14 protein-coding genes are annotated in these 14,152 nt (G+C 72.0%); 8 read left to right on the plus strand and 6 right to left on the minus strand.

Translation table 11 applies throughout. The features are described 5' to 3' along the window. Nucleotides 1-238, minus strand: a 238-nt coding sequence (locus tag AC1DWC_RS05700) for an alpha/beta-hydrolase N-terminal domain-containing protein (RefSeq protein WP_477906562.1), incomplete at its 3' end; no start/stop codon positions are given. Then, a complete protein-coding gene (locus AC1DWC_RS05705) occupies nucleotides 235-909 on the minus strand; it encodes a hypothetical protein (protein WP_477906563.1) in 675 nt (224 codons plus the stop codon). The genes AC1DWC_RS05705 and AC1DWC_RS05700, both read right to left, overlap by 4 nt. 217 nt (nucleotides 910-1,126) lie before the next feature. Here AC1DWC_RS05705 and AC1DWC_RS05710 point away from each other — a divergent pair, with 217 nt between their 5' ends. The 5 genes from AC1DWC_RS05710 (at nucleotide 1,127) to AC1DWC_RS05730 (ending at nucleotide 6,953) form a co-directional block, all read left to right on the plus strand. Next, nucleotides 1,127-2,347, plus strand: coding sequence for a sensor histidine kinase (locus AC1DWC_RS05710; RefSeq protein ID WP_477906673.1), 1,221 nt, complete (start codon nucleotides 1,127-1,129; stop codon nucleotides 2,345-2,347). Between the two features lie 9 nt (nucleotides 2,348-2,356). After that, on the plus strand, nucleotides 2,357-3,019 hold the full coding sequence (locus AC1DWC_RS05715) for a response regulator (RefSeq protein WP_477844640.1): 663 nt from the start codon (nucleotides 2,357-2,359) through the stop codon (nucleotides 3,017-3,019). A gap of 88 nt (nucleotides 3,020-3,107) precedes the next feature. Next, nucleotides 3,108-4,139, plus strand: a complete 1,032-nt coding sequence (locus AC1DWC_RS05720) for a 6-phosphofructokinase (RefSeq protein ID WP_477906564.1) — start codon at nucleotides 3,108-3,110, stop codon at nucleotides 4,137-4,139. 57 nt (nucleotides 4,140-4,196) lie between these two features. Further along, the gene (gene gatB / locus AC1DWC_RS05725; RefSeq protein WP_477906565.1) at nucleotides 4,197-5,717 is read left to right on the plus strand and encodes an Asp-tRNA(Asn)/Glu-tRNA(Gln) amidotransferase subunit GatB; all 1,521 of its coding nucleotides are present in this window, start codon (nucleotides 4,197-4,199) and stop codon (nucleotides 5,715-5,717) included. A 72-nt stretch (nucleotides 5,718-5,789) separates the two neighbouring features. Next, nucleotides 5,790-6,953, plus strand: a complete 1,164-nt coding sequence (locus AC1DWC_RS05730; RefSeq protein ID WP_477906566.1) for a cation:proton antiporter — start codon at nucleotides 5,790-5,792, stop codon at nucleotides 6,951-6,953. A gap of 93 nt (nucleotides 6,954-7,046) precedes the next feature. Here the strand turns inward: AC1DWC_RS05730 and AC1DWC_RS05735 are convergent, their stop codons facing one another. Then, on the minus strand, nucleotides 7,047-8,213 hold the full coding sequence (locus AC1DWC_RS05735) for a PQQ-dependent sugar dehydrogenase (protein WP_477906567.1): 1,167 nt from the start codon (nucleotides 8,211-8,213) through the stop codon (nucleotides 7,047-7,049). A gap of 89 nt (nucleotides 8,214-8,302) precedes the next feature. Between AC1DWC_RS05735 and AC1DWC_RS05740 the strand changes: the two genes are divergently transcribed. Then, nucleotides 8,303-9,202, plus strand: a complete 900-nt coding sequence (locus AC1DWC_RS05740) for a DoxX family protein (RefSeq protein WP_477906568.1) — start codon at nucleotides 8,303-8,305, stop codon at nucleotides 9,200-9,202. 33 nt (nucleotides 9,203-9,235) lie between these two features. Here AC1DWC_RS05740 and AC1DWC_RS05745 read toward each other — a convergent pair whose 3' ends face one another. Further along, nucleotides 9,236-10,768, minus strand: a complete 1,533-nt coding sequence (locus AC1DWC_RS05745; RefSeq protein ID WP_477906569.1) for an amino acid permease — start codon at nucleotides 10,766-10,768, stop codon at nucleotides 9,236-9,238. A 392-nt stretch (nucleotides 10,769-11,160) separates the two neighbouring features. Between AC1DWC_RS05745 and AC1DWC_RS05750 the strand changes: the two genes are divergently transcribed. Together AC1DWC_RS05750 and AC1DWC_RS05755 are read left to right on the plus strand one after the other, a co-directional pair. After that, the gene (locus AC1DWC_RS05750; protein ID WP_477906570.1) at nucleotides 11,161-12,177 is read left to right on the plus strand and encodes a Glu/Leu/Phe/Val dehydrogenase dimerization domain-containing protein; all 1,017 of its coding nucleotides are present in this window, start codon (nucleotides 11,161-11,163) and stop codon (nucleotides 12,175-12,177) included. Nucleotides 12,178-12,199: 22 nt separating this feature from the next. Next, nucleotides 12,200-12,526: a helix-turn-helix domain-containing protein gene (locus AC1DWC_RS05755; RefSeq protein ID WP_477906571.1), complete on the plus strand. Its 327-nt coding sequence runs from the start codon at nucleotides 12,200-12,202 to the stop codon at nucleotides 12,524-12,526. On the opposite strand, the gene AC1DWC_RS05760 is transcribed toward AC1DWC_RS05755, so the two are convergent. After that, the gene (locus AC1DWC_RS05760) at nucleotides 12,523-13,656 is read right to left on the minus strand and encodes an alpha/beta fold hydrolase (protein ID WP_477906572.1); all 1,134 of its coding nucleotides are present in this window, start codon (nucleotides 13,654-13,656) and stop codon (nucleotides 12,523-12,525) included. The two genes, AC1DWC_RS05755 and AC1DWC_RS05760, sit on opposite strands and share 4 nt — an antisense overlap. After that, nucleotides 13,647-14,114, minus strand: coding sequence for a hypothetical protein (locus tag AC1DWC_RS05765; RefSeq protein ID WP_477906573.1), 468 nt, complete (start codon nucleotides 14,112-14,114; stop codon nucleotides 13,647-13,649). Before AC1DWC_RS05765 ends, AC1DWC_RS05760 begins: the two co-directional genes overlap by 10 nt. Between the last annotated feature and the right edge of the window lie 38 nt (nucleotides 14,115-14,152).

Raw genomic sequence — 14,152 nt, forward strand, 5'->3', positions numbered from 1 at the left:
CGGCTGCACCGGCGCCCCGCCGCCACGGCCGGCGGCGCCACGCCGCCGCGAGCGCCCACCCCAGGGCGGCCAGCACCCCGGTCGCCACCGCCTGCACGGTCGCCGACCGCGGCAGCAGCGACGGCGCCAGCGACAGCACCACCGCGGCACTGACCCACAGGCTCGTCGCGACGGACGGCAGCGCCGTCGACCGGGCCAGGTCCCAGCCCCGGGAGCGGCGGTCGAGCACGGCGCTCATGCCGTCACCGCCGTCGCCGCGCCGAGGTGCCGGGGTGTGTCCGCCCGGAGGTGCCGGGGTGCGAGGCCGCGGCGGCGCAGCCGGCCCGCCGCCACCGCGCCGCCGAGCACCGCGAGCCCGCCGCCCGCGGCCAGCAGGTAGCCGGTGACCGGCTCCGGGCGCGGCGCCACGTAGCCCTGCCGCCACGAGTTCGACGTCACCGCAGTGGTGGCGACGTTGGCCATCACGAAGCACGACGCCCGAGCCGTCTCGTCGGTCCGCGCCGCGCAGGCGTCGTGCATCCGCCGGTCCAGCTGCGCGTCAAGGCTTCTGCGTGCCCACGGGCCGAGCTGCGCGCCCGCGCCGTCCGCGTAGCGCAGCAGGTCGTAGCCCAGGTCGTGCGCCTGGCAGGAGGCGTCGAACTCGGCGGGCAGCGGGACCGGCGAGGAGCAGTCCCCGTTCGGGTTCACCAGCATCCCGTCGACAGTCGTGGGCCGGTAGCCGGCCGCGGCCGCGAAGCCGTCCGGGATCGAGGCCGCGGCCGCGTCGGGTGCCTGCGTCGTCAACGCGAGCACGGCCCGCGCGGCCGCCGCATCCTCGCGGGTGGAGTCCGCGTGGGCGGTGACGGGGACGCCGGAGATCAGGGTCGAGGCGGCCGCCGCCGCCAGCACTGTCCAGGTGGCTTTTCGCATGCCGAGAACGCTAGAAATCGGCCGTACGCTGGCACATCACCCTGTGGCGCGGTTCCGGGACTCCCGCCCGGGGGCGATCGGCGGCCCGGTCTCGTACCGTGGAGCCAGGCCGATCTCACTCCGTGGGGTGAGGACTTCCGGGGCCGGGTTTCCTAGGGTTCTGGGCGTGGGAGAGAACAGGGACAAGAAGGCCGGCGACGCCAAGGCGTTGCGACGGTTGGCGGGCCGGCCGCGGCTGCGCCGGCTCGACGCGGGCCAGCGGTGGGACGCACTCGTCGTGTTCGTCGGCCTCGTGCTGTTCGCGATCGCCTGGCCGACGCTGCAGGTGACGCACCACGTTCCGGCGGGCGTGCAGCCGGTGATCGGTGGCCTGGCCGCGTTGCCGTTCCTGCTGATCCGGGCGAATCCCGCTCTGGGATGGGCGATCTCGGCGGGTGCCGCGCTGGTGATCCCGATCGTGTTCGAGCCGTTCCCGGACTACGGCTTCCCGTGGCAGGTGGTGCACGTGATGGTGCTGACGGCCCTCCTGGTGGCGGTGAGCATGCGGTCTCCGCTGCAGGTGGTGGCCGTCGCGTGGGTGTCCACGGTGCTGTTGTTCCTGGCGCACGCCCCCGGCCAGGACGGCCGGGGCTGGGCGGTCGGCCTCACCGGGTTGGTGATCTTCGGGCTGCTGGTCCGCTGGCTGGTGCTCTCGCGGCGCGAGCTGGCGAGGCAGGAGGAGGTCAACGAGGTCGAGCGTGCCCGCCGGGCCGTCCTGGAGGAGAAGGCCCGGATCGCCCGGGACCTGCACGACGTGGTCGCGCACCACATGTCGCTGGTGGTGGTGCAGGCGCAGAGCGCGCCGTACCGGATCGAGGGGGTCTCCCCGGAGGTCCGCGCGGAGTTCGAGTCGATCGGCGCCACCGCGCGCGACGCGCTCAACGAGATCCGCGGCATGCTCGGGGTGCTGCGCAGCGACGGCCAACTCGCCGAGCACGCGCCGGTGCCGGGGGTCGACCGCATCGGCGAACTGGTCGAGGGCAGCAGGCGGGCGGGCATGGTCGTCAGCGTCGACGACGGTGGTCTGCCCGATCCGATACCGGACTCCGTCTCGCTCGCCCTCTACCGGATCCTGCAGGAGTCGCTGTCGAACGCGGCCCGGCACGCGCCGGGTGCCGCGGTCCGCGTCACCCTCGGCCACGACGGCGACCTGGCCGTGCTCGACGTGCTCAACGACGCGACCGCGTCCGGACCGGCGGCCGCCGGGGGCGCGAATTCGGTTGGTGCAACGGCACATTCGTCCGGAGGTCACGGCATCGCCGGGATGCGGGAGCGGGCCTCGTCCGTCGGCGGCATCCTCAGCGCCGGCGCCGACGGCGGCGGAGGTTTCGCGGTCCGGGCGAGGATCCCGACCGCCCTTGGGATGCAGGTGTCGGGCGGACCCGTCCAGCCGACATAGGCTGGCCGGGTGGCGATCACGGTGTTCATTGCGGACGACCAGGCGATGGTGCGGCAGGGCTTCGGTGCCCTGCTCGCCGCGCAACCCGACCTCACCGTCGTCGGTGACGCACCCGACGGGAAGGTCGCCGTCGACGAGGTGCTGCGGCTGCGTCCCGACGTGGTGCTGATGGACGTGCGGATGCCGGAGATGAACGGGCTCGAGGCCGCGGAACGGATCCTGTCGGCGCGGCTCGACCCGCCGGTCCGGGTGCTGATGCTCACCACCTTCGACATCGACGACTACGTCTACCAGGCGCTGCGGGTGGGGGCGAGCGGCTTCATGCTCAAGGACGCACCCGCCGAGGAGTTGGTGCGGGCGGTCCGGGTGGTGGCCGCGGGCGAGGCGCTGCTCGCGCCGACCGTCACCCGGCGGCTGATCGCCGACGTCACCAGCCGCCGCGCCGCCCCGCGCCCCGAGCCGGCCAAGCTGGCCGCGCTGACCCCACGCGAGCGCGAGGTGCTCGAGCTGATCGCGCGGGGCCTTTCCAACGGGGAGATCGCCGAGTCACTGTTCGTGGCCGAGCAGACCGTCAAGACCCACGTCGGGAAGGTGCTCGGCAAGCTGCACCTGCGGGACCGGGCCCAGGCGGTGGTGCTGGCGTACGAGAGCGGACTGGTCACGCCCGGATGACGGCGCGTCCCGGGATGCCCGAGCGCCGCGTCGCGGGCAGTATGGCGGTGGAGAGACATCCACGCACACCCGGGGAACGGGGACCTCCATGACGACGATCGGCATTCTGACCAGCGGCGGCGACTGCCCCGGCCTCAACGCGGTGATCCGCGGGGCCGTCCTCAAGGGCGCCACCGTGCACGGGCAGGAGTTCGTCGGGTTCCTCGACGGCTGGCGCGGGCTGGTCGAGGGGGAGGCGATCCCGCTCGACCGTCCTCGTGTCCGCGGTCTCTCGCACGAGGGCGGCACCATCCTCGGGACCAGCCGGTTCGGGCCGTTCCAGGGGCCGGACGGGGGAGCGGAGAACATCGCCCGGACGCTCGACCGGCTCGGTGTCGACGCCGTCATCGCGATCGGCGGCGAGGGCACCGCCGCGGCGTCCCAGCGCCTGCACGAGGGCGGGATCAGGATCGTCGGGGTGCCGAAGACCATCGACAACGACCTCGACCAGACCGACTACACCTTCGGCTTCGACACCGCCGTCGAGATCGCCACCGAGGCGATCGACCGGTTGCGCACCACGGGGAACTCCCACAAGCGCTGCATGGTCCTCGAGGTGATGGGGCGCAATGCCGGGTGGATCGCACTGCACTCGGGGACGGCCGGCGGCGCGCACGCCATCCTGATCCCGGAGCATCCCGAGTCCGTCGAGCAGATCTGCGAGTGGGTGACCAGCGTCCGGGACCGCGGCCGGTCCCCGATGGTGGTGGTCGCGGAGGGCTTCACCCTGCCCGGCATGGCGCAGGCGCACTCGACCAAGGGTCTCGACGGGTTCGACCGGCCGCGGCTCGGGGGGATCGCCGAGGTGCTGGCCCCGATGATCCAGGAGCGCACGGGCATCGAGACGCGGGCGACGGTGCTCGGGCACATCCAGCGGGGCGGCGTCCCCACCGCCTTCGACCGGGTCCTCGCGACCCGGCTCGGGATGGCCGTGACCGACCTGGTCGCCGACGGACAGTGGGGCCACATGGTCGCGTTGCACGGGACCGAGATCGTCCGGGTCGGGTTCGACGAGGCGCTCGTCGACCACAAGTCGGTGCCCGAACACCGCTATCAGGAGATGCGCATCATCTTCGGCTGAGTCGGCCACCGGTGGCCGACCTCCTGCTGTCGGGACGCGCCGCATAAACTTGTGGCCATGACTGCAGCCGGCCAGGTGGCGACCACGACAGACCTTCTCGACTACGACGAGGTGCTCGCACGTTTCGAGCCTGTCATGGGCATGGAGGTGCACGTCGAACTGCACACCGCGACCAAGATGTTCTGCGGCTGCCCGACCGCGTTCGGTGCCGAGCCCAACACCCAGGTGTGCCCGGTGTGCCTGGGCCTGCCCGGCTCGATGCCGGTGGTCAACGCGTCCGCGGTGGAGTCCGCGATCCGGATCGGGCTGGCGCTGAACTGCTCGATCACCCCGTGGGGCCGGTTCGCCCGGAAGAACTACTTCTACCCGGACCAGCCGAAGAACTACCAGATCTCGCAGTACGACGAGCCGATCGCCACCGACGGCTACCTCGACGTGGTGCTCGACGACGGCACCACCTGGCGGGTCGAGATCGAACGCGCGCACATGGAGGAGGACACCGGCAAGTCGCTGCACGTCGGCGGCGCCACCGGCCGGATCCACGGCGCCAGCCACTCGCTGCTCGACTACAACCGCGCCGGCGTCCCGCTGGTGGAGATCGTCACCAAGACCATCTCCGGTGCCGGCGAACGCGCGCCCGAGGTGGCCCGCGCCTACGTCACCGCGCTGCGCGACCTGCTCAAGGCGCTCGACGTCTCCGACGTCCGGATGGACCAGGGCTCGATGCGCTGCGACGCAAACATCTCGCTGATGCCGATCGGCGCCACCGAGCTCGGCACCCGCACCGAGACCAAGAACGTCAACTCGCTCAAGAGCGTCGAGGTGGCCGTCCGCTACGAGATGCGCCGTCAGGGCGCCGTCCTCAGCGCCGGCGGCGAGGTCATCCAGGAGACCCGGCACTTCCAGGAGGCCGACGGCACCACCTCCGCCGGCCGTCGCAAGGAGACCGCCGAGGACTACCGCTACTTCCCGGAGCCGGACCTCGAGCCCGTCGCCCCGAGCGCCGAGTGGGTCGAGGAGCTGCGCGGCACGCTGCCCGAGCTGCCGTGGATCCGCCGCGCCCGCATCCAGGCCGACTGGGGTCTCTCGGACGAGGAGATGCGCGACCTGGTGAACTCCGGCGCGCTCGACCTGGTCATCGCGACCACCGAGGCCGGCGCGCCCGCCGACGCGGCGCGGTCCTGGTGGGTGGCCTACCTCTCGCAGCAGGCGAACGCCCGTGGCGTCGAGCTGGCCGAGCTGCCGATCACCCCGGCGCAGCTGGCGCGGGTCATCGCGCTCGTCGCCGACGGCACCCTCGCGAACAAGCAGGCCCGGCAGGCCGTCGACGGTGTGCTCGCCGGCGAGGGCGAGCCGGACGAGGTCGTCGCCAAGCGGGAACTCGCCGTCATGCGCGACGACTCGGCGCTGCAGGCCGCGGTCGACGCCGCGCTCGCCGCCAACCCGGACATCGCCGAGAAGATCCGTTCCGGCAAGGTCGCCGCGGCGGGCAAGATCGTCGGCGACGTCATGAAGGCCACCCGCGGCCAGGCCGACCCGGCTCAGGTCAAGGACATGGTCATCGCGGCCTGCTCCTAGGTCCTGCTCGAAGGGGATCTGACCGAAGGCCCGCCGGTCAGTGCCTCACTTTTCTGGATAGCCCTCTGCGCGGTGGTCGCGCCGCTACTGGCGGGGCTGGTCCCGCGCAAGCTGGTGCCGGAGGTGGTGCTGCTGCTGATCGCGGGCGTCATCGTCGGTCCGCACGTCCTCGACCTCGCCGTCGTGGGCAGCGAGATCGACCTGCTCCGCGAGCTCGGCCTCGGCATGCTGTTCCTGCTCGCCGGCTACGAGATCAACACCAGCGAGCTGACCGGTCGCGGCGGGCGTCGGGCGCTGATCACCTGGCTGTCGTGCCTGGTGCTGGCCTTCGTGGTGATCGGGTTGCTCGGCCTGACCGGCGCGATCGACGCGGAGATCGCGGTGGCCATCGCCCTGACCTCCACGGCACTCGGCACGCTGCTGCCGATCCTCAAGGACAGCGGCATGCTCGGCACCCGCCTGGGCCGCACCGTCCTCAACCACGGCGCCTTCGGCGAGCTCGGCCCGGTGATCGCGATGGCGATCCTGCTGAGCTCACGGGGTGCGGGCGCGTCGCTGGTCGTGCTGGCGGCGTTCGCGGCGGCGGCGGTGGGAGTCGCGTTCATCCCGGCGGGCCTGCGCCGTGAGGGCTCGAAGCTGGCCTCGATCATCCGGCTCGGCTCCGAGACCACGGCGCAGACGACCGTGCGGTTGACGATGCTGCTGCTGGTCACGCTGATCGCGGTCGCGACCATCTTCGACCTCGACATCATCCTCGGAGCCTTCGCGGCGGGCTTCATCCTGCGCCGGGCGAGGCCCGCGGGGGACGAGAAGCTGGAGGCGAAGCTGGACGGGCTGGCCTTCGGGCTGCTCATCCCGATCTTCTTCGTCACCTCGGGCATGGCGATCGACGTCAAGGCCGTGGCCGCCGCGCCGGGGATCCTGCTCGCGTTCCTGGTGCTGATCCTGCTGGTGCGCGGGCTGCCGGTGTTCTTCGCCGAACGATTCGACCGGGGCCCGGACCTCGAGGATCCGCCGCCGACCGTGCGCGAGCGGGGTCAGGTGGCGCTGTATGCCGCGACCGGGCTGCCGCTGATCGTCGCGGTGACGGAGGTCGCCGTGAACGCCGGTCAGATGACCGAGTCCAACGCCTCGATCCTGGTCGCGGCGGGCGCGATCACCGTGCTGGTGCTGCCGTTGACCGCGTCGCTGCTCGGCTCGAAGCCTGAGCTCAAGCCGGTCGAGCGGGTTCCCTAGCTGGCCCTGGCCGTCCGCCCGCCGGTCCTCGTCGTCGGGTGGCCGACGGGTTGTCGCGGCTACCCGGCGCTGCCCGGGCCCTGCGGCCCCGCTCTAGTCGAAGCCGCCGCCGCCGAGGGGGGCGTCGATCCGGACCACCCGGTCGTCGGTCGGGCCGGGCTGACCGTCGGTCTTGTTCTCGGTGGACACCCAGATCTGGTCCTGGCCGCCGAGTCCGGCGCCGCGCAGCTTCCCGTACTTGTCCTGCGCCGCCAGCGACGGTGCCGCCGTCACCGCGCCGGTCTGCGAGTCCAGCGTCAGCACGGCGAGTGCGTTGGCGTCGCTCAGCGACACCGCGACCGCGGCGCCCCCGGCGACGCATCCCGCGACGCCCGGCCGGTCCGGCCACGACCACACCGGCACCCCGGACGCGCCGTCCGTGGTGATCCGCTGCAGCCGGTCCTCGAGCGGCGTCCGGTCGGTCACCCAGATGGCGCCGCCGTGCGGGTCCACACAGACGTCGCCCGCGGTGCCGACACCGGAGAGCGCGACGCGGGGGGCGGACGGCCCGGTGACGGGGGCCGGCCCCAGCGTGGTGACCCGCAGCAGCTTGCCGGCCAGGGAGCCGGGATCTGTTGCGGCAGCAGGGTTCCCGGCGTCGCCGGTCAACACCAGGAGTTCGCTCGGTGAGCTGAAGGCGAGTGCGCCGGTGTTGCCGACCGGGCCGCGCGGAATCCCGGTGAGCACCTCCTTGGGCAGGTCCCCGGGCGCGATCCGGACCACCCGGTTGTCGAACGACGTGCTCACGTACGCGTAGAGCAGGTTGTCCTCCGCGTAGGTGGGGGACAGGGCCACGTCGAGCAGGCCGCCGTCGGCGGAACCGTCCACGTCGAGCCGGGCGACCTCGGCGGGCGGTTGGCCGGGGGCGACGCGCAGGATCCGGCCGGTGCGCCGCTCGGTGACCAGTGCGGTCTGGCCGTCGGGCAGCATCGTCAGGCTGCCGGTGGTGTCGAGGCAGGTCGCGACGACGGACGGGTCCGCGTCCTCGCACGGGGCCAGCGGCCGCGGGGAGGTGCTCGGGGCGGGGCTCTCGGCGGTCGGCGCCGGCCGGCCGGGCGCGGTGTCGCCGCCGGGCGCGAAGGTCGGCACCGGGGTGAACGGGGTCGACGCGGTGTCGTCGAACTTCGCGCAGCCGACGACGGACAGCCCGATCAGTGTCGTCGCTGCGGTGCGACGCAGTGCCAGTGCCGCAGTCGACGGCCGTCCGCGTGAGACTCCCATGCCTTCGAACGGTACGGAAGTGACGGCCGGTGCGGCGCGCCGACCCTCGCCATGCGCCGCGGGCTGCCCGCGCGCTCTACCCTGTCACCGTGACACAGAAGCCTCGCGACGTCTCCAGCCCGTTCGACCACCCCACCGAGCGGATCCCGACCACCGACGAGGACCTGGGTCTGCTGCCCACCGAGCAGATTCCGACCTACAACGGTCCCGCGCTCCCGGCCGCCCGCCGGACCCCCGAACCGGTCACGGAGTACGTCGCAACGGCGTACACGGAACCGGAGTACGTTGCGCCGGAGTACGAGTCGCCGACCCGCACCACCGAGGTACTGCCGACCGGCGACGCCTACGACGTCGACGGCTCCTTTGCCCTCGAGGAGCCGTACGTGACGCCGGCGCCGGCCGTCGTGGCACCCGCCCCGGCTCGACTCGCCGCGGAATCGGACCCGGCCGCCGCCGCGTCGCCTGCCGCGGCGCCGCGGGGCACCCTGGACCTGGGGCTGCTGGTGCTGCGGGTCGCGGTCGGCGCGCTCGCGCTCGGGCACGGCCTGCAGAAGCTCTTCGGCTGGTGGGCCGGACCCGGCCTCGACGGCTTCGAGACCACGCTGGTCGAGGCGGGGTTCGACCAGGCCCGGCTGCTCGCGACCCTCGGCGCGGTCGCCGAGGTCGCCGGCGGTGTGTTCCTGATCGTCGGGTTGATGACGCCCCTGGCCGCCGCCGCGGTGCTCGTGGTGATGATCAACGCCTGGTGTGTGCGGCAGGTCGCCGAACCGGGCCTGCAGTTCTTCGCCCCGGCGGGTGTCGAGTACGAGACCCTGCTGGTGGCCGCCCTGATCGCGGTGATCCTCTGCGGACCCGGCCGGATCGCCGTGGACGGCACCCATCGGTGGGCCACCCGCCCGCGCACCGGATCGGCGCTGGCGCTGATCCTCGGCGTCGCGGCCGGGGTGTGCCTGTGGATCTTCCTGGACGGCGCCAACCCCCTGATCTGAGTGACCAGGGGGCTGGCTGAGAGGTGAGTGAGGTCAGACGGGCAGGCTCGCCGGCTCGGGTTGCGGCGCCGGCTCCACCGGGGCGTTGAGGCGCCGGCCGAGCACCGACTTGCGGTACCCGTAGGCGAAGTAGACGGCGATGCCGAGCACCATCCAGACGACGAAGCGGATCCAGGTCTCCACCGACAGGTTGAGCATCAGCCACAGGCAGGCCAGCACCGCGACGATCGGGACGACGGGCATCAGCGGGACCCGGAAGCCACGCGGCAGGTCCGGACGGGTGCGGCGCAGCACCATCACCCCGATGCAGACCAGGACGAAGGCGAACAGCGTGCCGATGTTCACCATCTCCTCGAGGGTGCCCATCGGGAAGAATCCGGCCAGCAGGGCGACGACGCCGCCGACGATGAGGGTGATCCGCACCGGGGTGCCCTTCTTGCCGGTCTTCGCCAGGCCGCGGGGCATCAGGCCGTCCCGTGACATCGCGAACAGCACCCGGGTCTGGCCGAGCATCATGACCATCACGACCGTGGTCAGGCCGGCAAGTCCGCCGAAGTTGATGACCCACTGCGCCCAGGTGATGCCGTGCGCCTCGAAGGCCGTGGCGAGCGTCGCGCTGCTGTCGCCGACCAGTGGGCTGCCGGTGCGCAGGTCGGTGTACTTGACCATCCCGGTCAGCACCAGGGTGACGCCGACGTAGAGCACGGTGACGATGGCGAGGGAGCCGAGAATGCCCCGCGGCAGCGCCTTCTGCGGGTTCTTGGTCTCCTCCGCGGTGGTGGCCACGACGTCGAATCCGATGAACGCGAAGAACACCAGGCTGGCGGCGGCGAGCAGGCCGTACCAGCCGTAGGTGCTGCCGCCGGCGCCGGTGAAGAACGAGAACAGCGACTGGTGCACGCCGCTGGCGGTGCTGGCGGCGCCCTCGGCGGGCGGGACGTACGGCGAGTAGTTCTCCTTCTTGACGTAGAACGCGCCGACCACGATGACGAGCAGGACCACGATGATCTTGATGGCGGTGATGACGGCCGAGACCCGCGACGACACCTTGGTGCCGATGGCGAGGACGAGGGTGATCGCACCGATGATCACCAGGGCGCCCCAGTCGAAGGCGATCGGTCCGAGGTGCGCGGTCGTGGACCCGGCCGCGCCGATCACGTTGCCGAGGTACAGCGACCAGCCCTTCGCGACCACCGCCGAGGCGAGCGCGAACTCGAGGATCAGGTCCCAGCCGATGATCCAGGCGACGAACTCGCCGAAGGTGGCGTAGGAGAAGGTGTAGGCGCTGCCGGCCACCGGCACGGCGGACGCGAACTCGGCGTAACACAGGGCCGCCAGCCCGCACGCCGCGGCGGCAAGGACGAAGGCCAGCGAGATCGACGGCCCGGCCACGTTGCCCGCGGTGCGCGCGGTCAGCGTGAAGATGCCCGCGCCGACGACCACGGCGACGCCGAACACCGTCAGGTCCCAGGCCGTGAGGTCGCGCCGCAGGCGGCTGCCGGGTTCGTCCGTGTCCGCTATCGACTGTTCGACTGATTTCGTTCGCCAGATGCCTGCTCCGGGCATGGGTGGACTCCTTGCTGTGCAGCCTGCGGCCTCGTGGGCCGGGAAATGGGCGGTGTCACCGAAGGCGATCGTAGGTGGACTGTGATCCAGGTCTCAGTGGCGACACGAAGGGAACCATCCGAGGGCCCGCGGCGGCAATACCCGGCGGCCAAGTTGAGCAGGATGCTCACCTCGGTGCGCCATCCGGCACCGCAGCTGCGCTCCGTGCGCAGGCGGATCGTCGGCCGCGCGGCGTGCGGCCCAGCGGGGTTGACAATTGTGTGACGCCGCTTACAGTTCTTCTCCGGCGGGGTCCCGCCGGAACGTGCCACAAGTGCCGTAAATCATTGCCCCACAGCGAGTCAGCCCCACGAGGTGGACTTGTCGCGGGCGGAGTATCACAGGAGAGCGTCATGAGCGTCGTGAATTCGCTGGCCGATCAGGACTTCGAGCAGCTGTCGATCCGCCGGACGGAGGGCGGATTCGCGAGCATCGTCGCGGTGCACGACACCACGCTGGGCCCGGCGCTGGGCGGTGTCCGGATCCGCAAGTACGCCAGCGACGAACTGGCGGCCGCCGACGCCATGAGGCTGGCGCGCGCGATGACCTTCAAGGCCGCCCTGGCGGGCCTCCCGCTCGGCGGCGGCAAGAGTGTCGTCAACGCCGACCCGTTCGGTGACAAGACCCGGGACCTGCTCGAAGCGCACGGCCGGCACATCGGAATGTTCGGCGGGCGGTACATCCCAGGGGCCGACATGGGCACCGGCAGCGCGGACCTCGAGGTGATCGGCCGGTACGTGCCGCGGGTCTCGAGTGCCGGGCGTGACCCCTCGCCGTACACCGCCCGCGGCGTGGTGGCCTCGATCGCGGCGGTGGCGTCGCACCTGGGCCGCGACGTCGAGGGGCTGCGGGTGGCGGTGCAGGGCGCGGGCAACGTGGGCCTGGGCATCGTCGAGCAGCTGACCGCGCGCGGAGCCACCGTCCTGGTCGCCGACCCGGATCCGGTGCGGGTCGAGAAGGCAGTGGAAAGCTTTGGTGCGCAGCCGAGTCCGCTGTCCGACATCCTGCACGCCGAGGTGGACGTGGTCTGCCCGGCGGGACCGGGGCAGGTGGTCGACCACGCCGTGGCGAACCGGCTCTCCGCGGTCGCGGTGGTGGGTGCGGCGAACAACATGTTGGCCGAGCCGACGGTCAGCGCGACGCTCGCTGCCCGTGGCGTCGTGTACGTGCCGGACTTCGTCTCCAACTCCGGCGGGCTGATCTCGTGCGAGGCGGAGGTGAACGGGGTGAGCGACTTCGTCGACCGGGTCGACCGGATCGGCGAGGTGGTGCTCGAGATCCTCGACTACGCCCGCGTCGTCGGGGTGGACAGCGACACGGCCGCGGTGTCGCTCGCCCGCCGGCGGATCGCCGAGTTCGCCGCGGCCTGAGCGGCCGGCCGCGCCCCGGTGGGTGGGACCCGCCCTCCCGATGCGGCAGCTCGCCGAGATGGTGGGCATCTCGAACCCCTACCTGTCCCAGATCGAACGCAACCTGCGTGAGCCGAGCGAGCAGGTGCTCGAGTCGATCGCGGACCACCTGAAGATGTCCGCCGACCTGCTCTCGGCCCGGGCGCACCGCGGCGACACCGACGGCAAGCCCGATGTGGTCGTGGCCATCCGCAGGGACAAGGACCTCACGAAGGCGCAGCGCGCCGCGCTGGAGGAGATGTACACGACCTTCCGCGAGATGACGGTCGCCAACCGGCGCCGTGGCCGTGGCCAGGCCGGTACCGACTAGCCCCGCGGGGCCGATACGACGGCAACGTCCCGCAGCAGCGGAAGCCACTGCCGGCGAAGAACTTCCGTCTCGCACACCATGCCCAGGTGGCCGGTGTCCGCGGTGATCCTGGTGACGGACTCCCGGGGCGTCGAGACGAGGTCGGCCAGCGCCCACAGTTGTGTGGGCGGCGTGACGGTGTCGCGGGTGCCGGCGAGGAGGAAGAGCGGGCACTCGACGGCGGCCAGGTCGATACGCTCGCCGCCGACGGTCATCTCGCCGCGGGCGAGTTCGTTGCGCAGGAACAGGTGCTCGAGCGTCCAACGGTAGAGCGCCGTCGGAACGTCCTGCGGATGGTTGATCCAGTTCCGGAACGCGGTTTCCGCCTCGACCGCCGCCGGATCGTCGATGGCACCCCACAGCGCCATCATCCGACCCCATTCGGTCGGCCACTCCGCCAGGTTCAGTGCCGCCGCCTGGGTGCGTCCGGACTGCAGCAGGTCCCACGGCAGCGCGCCGACCACGCCGGCGCCGACGCTGCTCCGTCCCGCCCGCATCCAGGCAGTGCGTTGCGCGTCGACTCCGCGTTCGCAGTCGATCGGTGCGGATGCCACGGTCAGGGTGGCCACGGATTCGGGGCGCCGGGCGGCGTGCGTCGCGGCCAGCCAGCCGCCCTGGGAGAAGCCGACCAGGTTGACCCGGCCGCCGAGTGCGGCGACGGCCTCGTCGAGTACCCGGAGGTGTTCCTCGATTCCCCAGTCGTCCTCGGCCGCAGTCGGATCGAGCCATTCGATGCAGTGCAGGTCGTCCAGGCCGGCCTCGAGGCAGGTGCCGAGCAGGCTCTGCCGGGGGGACAGGTCGACGACGCACGAGGTCTGCCCGGATCGGGGCGGCACCACCAAGGTCGGAAGGATCGATCCCGATCCGGCCGCGGCCGCGGTGGAGAAGTTCCGCAGGCAGGCCTGCGTCCAGAGCTTCTCGGTGACGCTGTCGTGGTGGAAACGCGGCGGCGACCGGTGGAGGAGTACCTGCCAGAACACCGCGGCGTCGGCAAGCGGTCCCCACGGAGCCCGATCGCGGCGCAGCGCGCCGCGTGCGTACCGCGTCCAGCTGGTGACGGCGGCCTCGGCGACTTCTCTGATCACGCGCATGCGTTGCTTTCTGTAGTTGTGGACAAAGACGGCGCGGTCCCCGGCAGGAGTGAGTGTGCCTGCCGGGGACGGGCCGCGGAGGTGGCGGTGGCGGTGAGGCCGGAGACCAGGTCGGCCTGCGCGTTGACGACGGCCCCGACCCAGTCCAGGCCCGACGCGCCGGCGAGCTTCTTCTGGAACTCCGTGACGGTGCCCAGCGACTTCTCGTAGCTGTCCAGGGTCAGCAGGCTGGCCTGCTTGGCCGCGGCGTAGACCTTCTCGTTGAAGTTCTGTGCGCGCTCGGCGCTCTCGTCGACGGCCTTGGTGACCCGCTCGGTGGTCGCGTCGACGGCCTTGGTGACCCGCTCGGTGGTCGCGTCGACGACCTTGGCGGCGCGAGCGGCGCTGGCGTCGACGACCTTGGTGGCGCTCTCGACACTGGCGTCGATGGTGCTCTGAGCGGACTTCGTGACGGTCATGGCTACTCCTCGTGGTGATCGGATGTGCGGTGGAATCG

This window comes from Rhodococcus sp. P4_C10 (assembly GCF_056402135.1).

What these genes read in the sequence shown, in the direction of transcription:
- AC1DWC_RS05705 (WP_477906563.1), bottom strand. Translation starts at nt 909, where the DNA reads ATGCGAAAAGCCACCTGGACAGTGCTGGCGGCGGCGGCCGCCTCGACC.
- AC1DWC_RS05720 (WP_477906564.1), top strand. Translation starts at nt 3,108, where the DNA reads ATGACGACGATCGGCATTCTGACCAGCGGCGGCGACTGCCCCGGCCTC.
- gatB (WP_477906565.1), top strand. Translation starts at nt 4,197, where the DNA reads ATGACTGCAGCCGGCCAGGTGGCGACCACGACAGACCTTCTCGACTAC.
- AC1DWC_RS05735 (WP_477906567.1), bottom strand. Translation starts at nt 8,213, where the DNA reads ATGGGAGTCTCACGCGGACGGCCGTCGACTGCGGCACTGGCACTGCGT.
- AC1DWC_RS05745 (WP_477906569.1), bottom strand. Translation starts at nt 10,768, where the DNA reads ATGCCCGGAGCAGGCATCTGGCGAACGAAATCAGTCGAACAGTCGATA.
- AC1DWC_RS05750 (WP_477906570.1), top strand. Translation starts at nt 11,161, where the DNA reads ATGAGCGTCGTGAATTCGCTGGCCGATCAGGACTTCGAGCAGCTGTCG.
- AC1DWC_RS05760 (WP_477906572.1), bottom strand. Translation starts at nt 13,656, where the DNA reads ATGCGCGTGATCAGAGAAGTCGCCGAGGCCGCCGTCACCAGCTGGACG.
- AC1DWC_RS05765 (WP_477906573.1), bottom strand. Translation starts at nt 14,114, where the DNA reads ATGACCGTCACGAAGTCCGCTCAGAGCACCATCGACGCCAGTGTCGAG.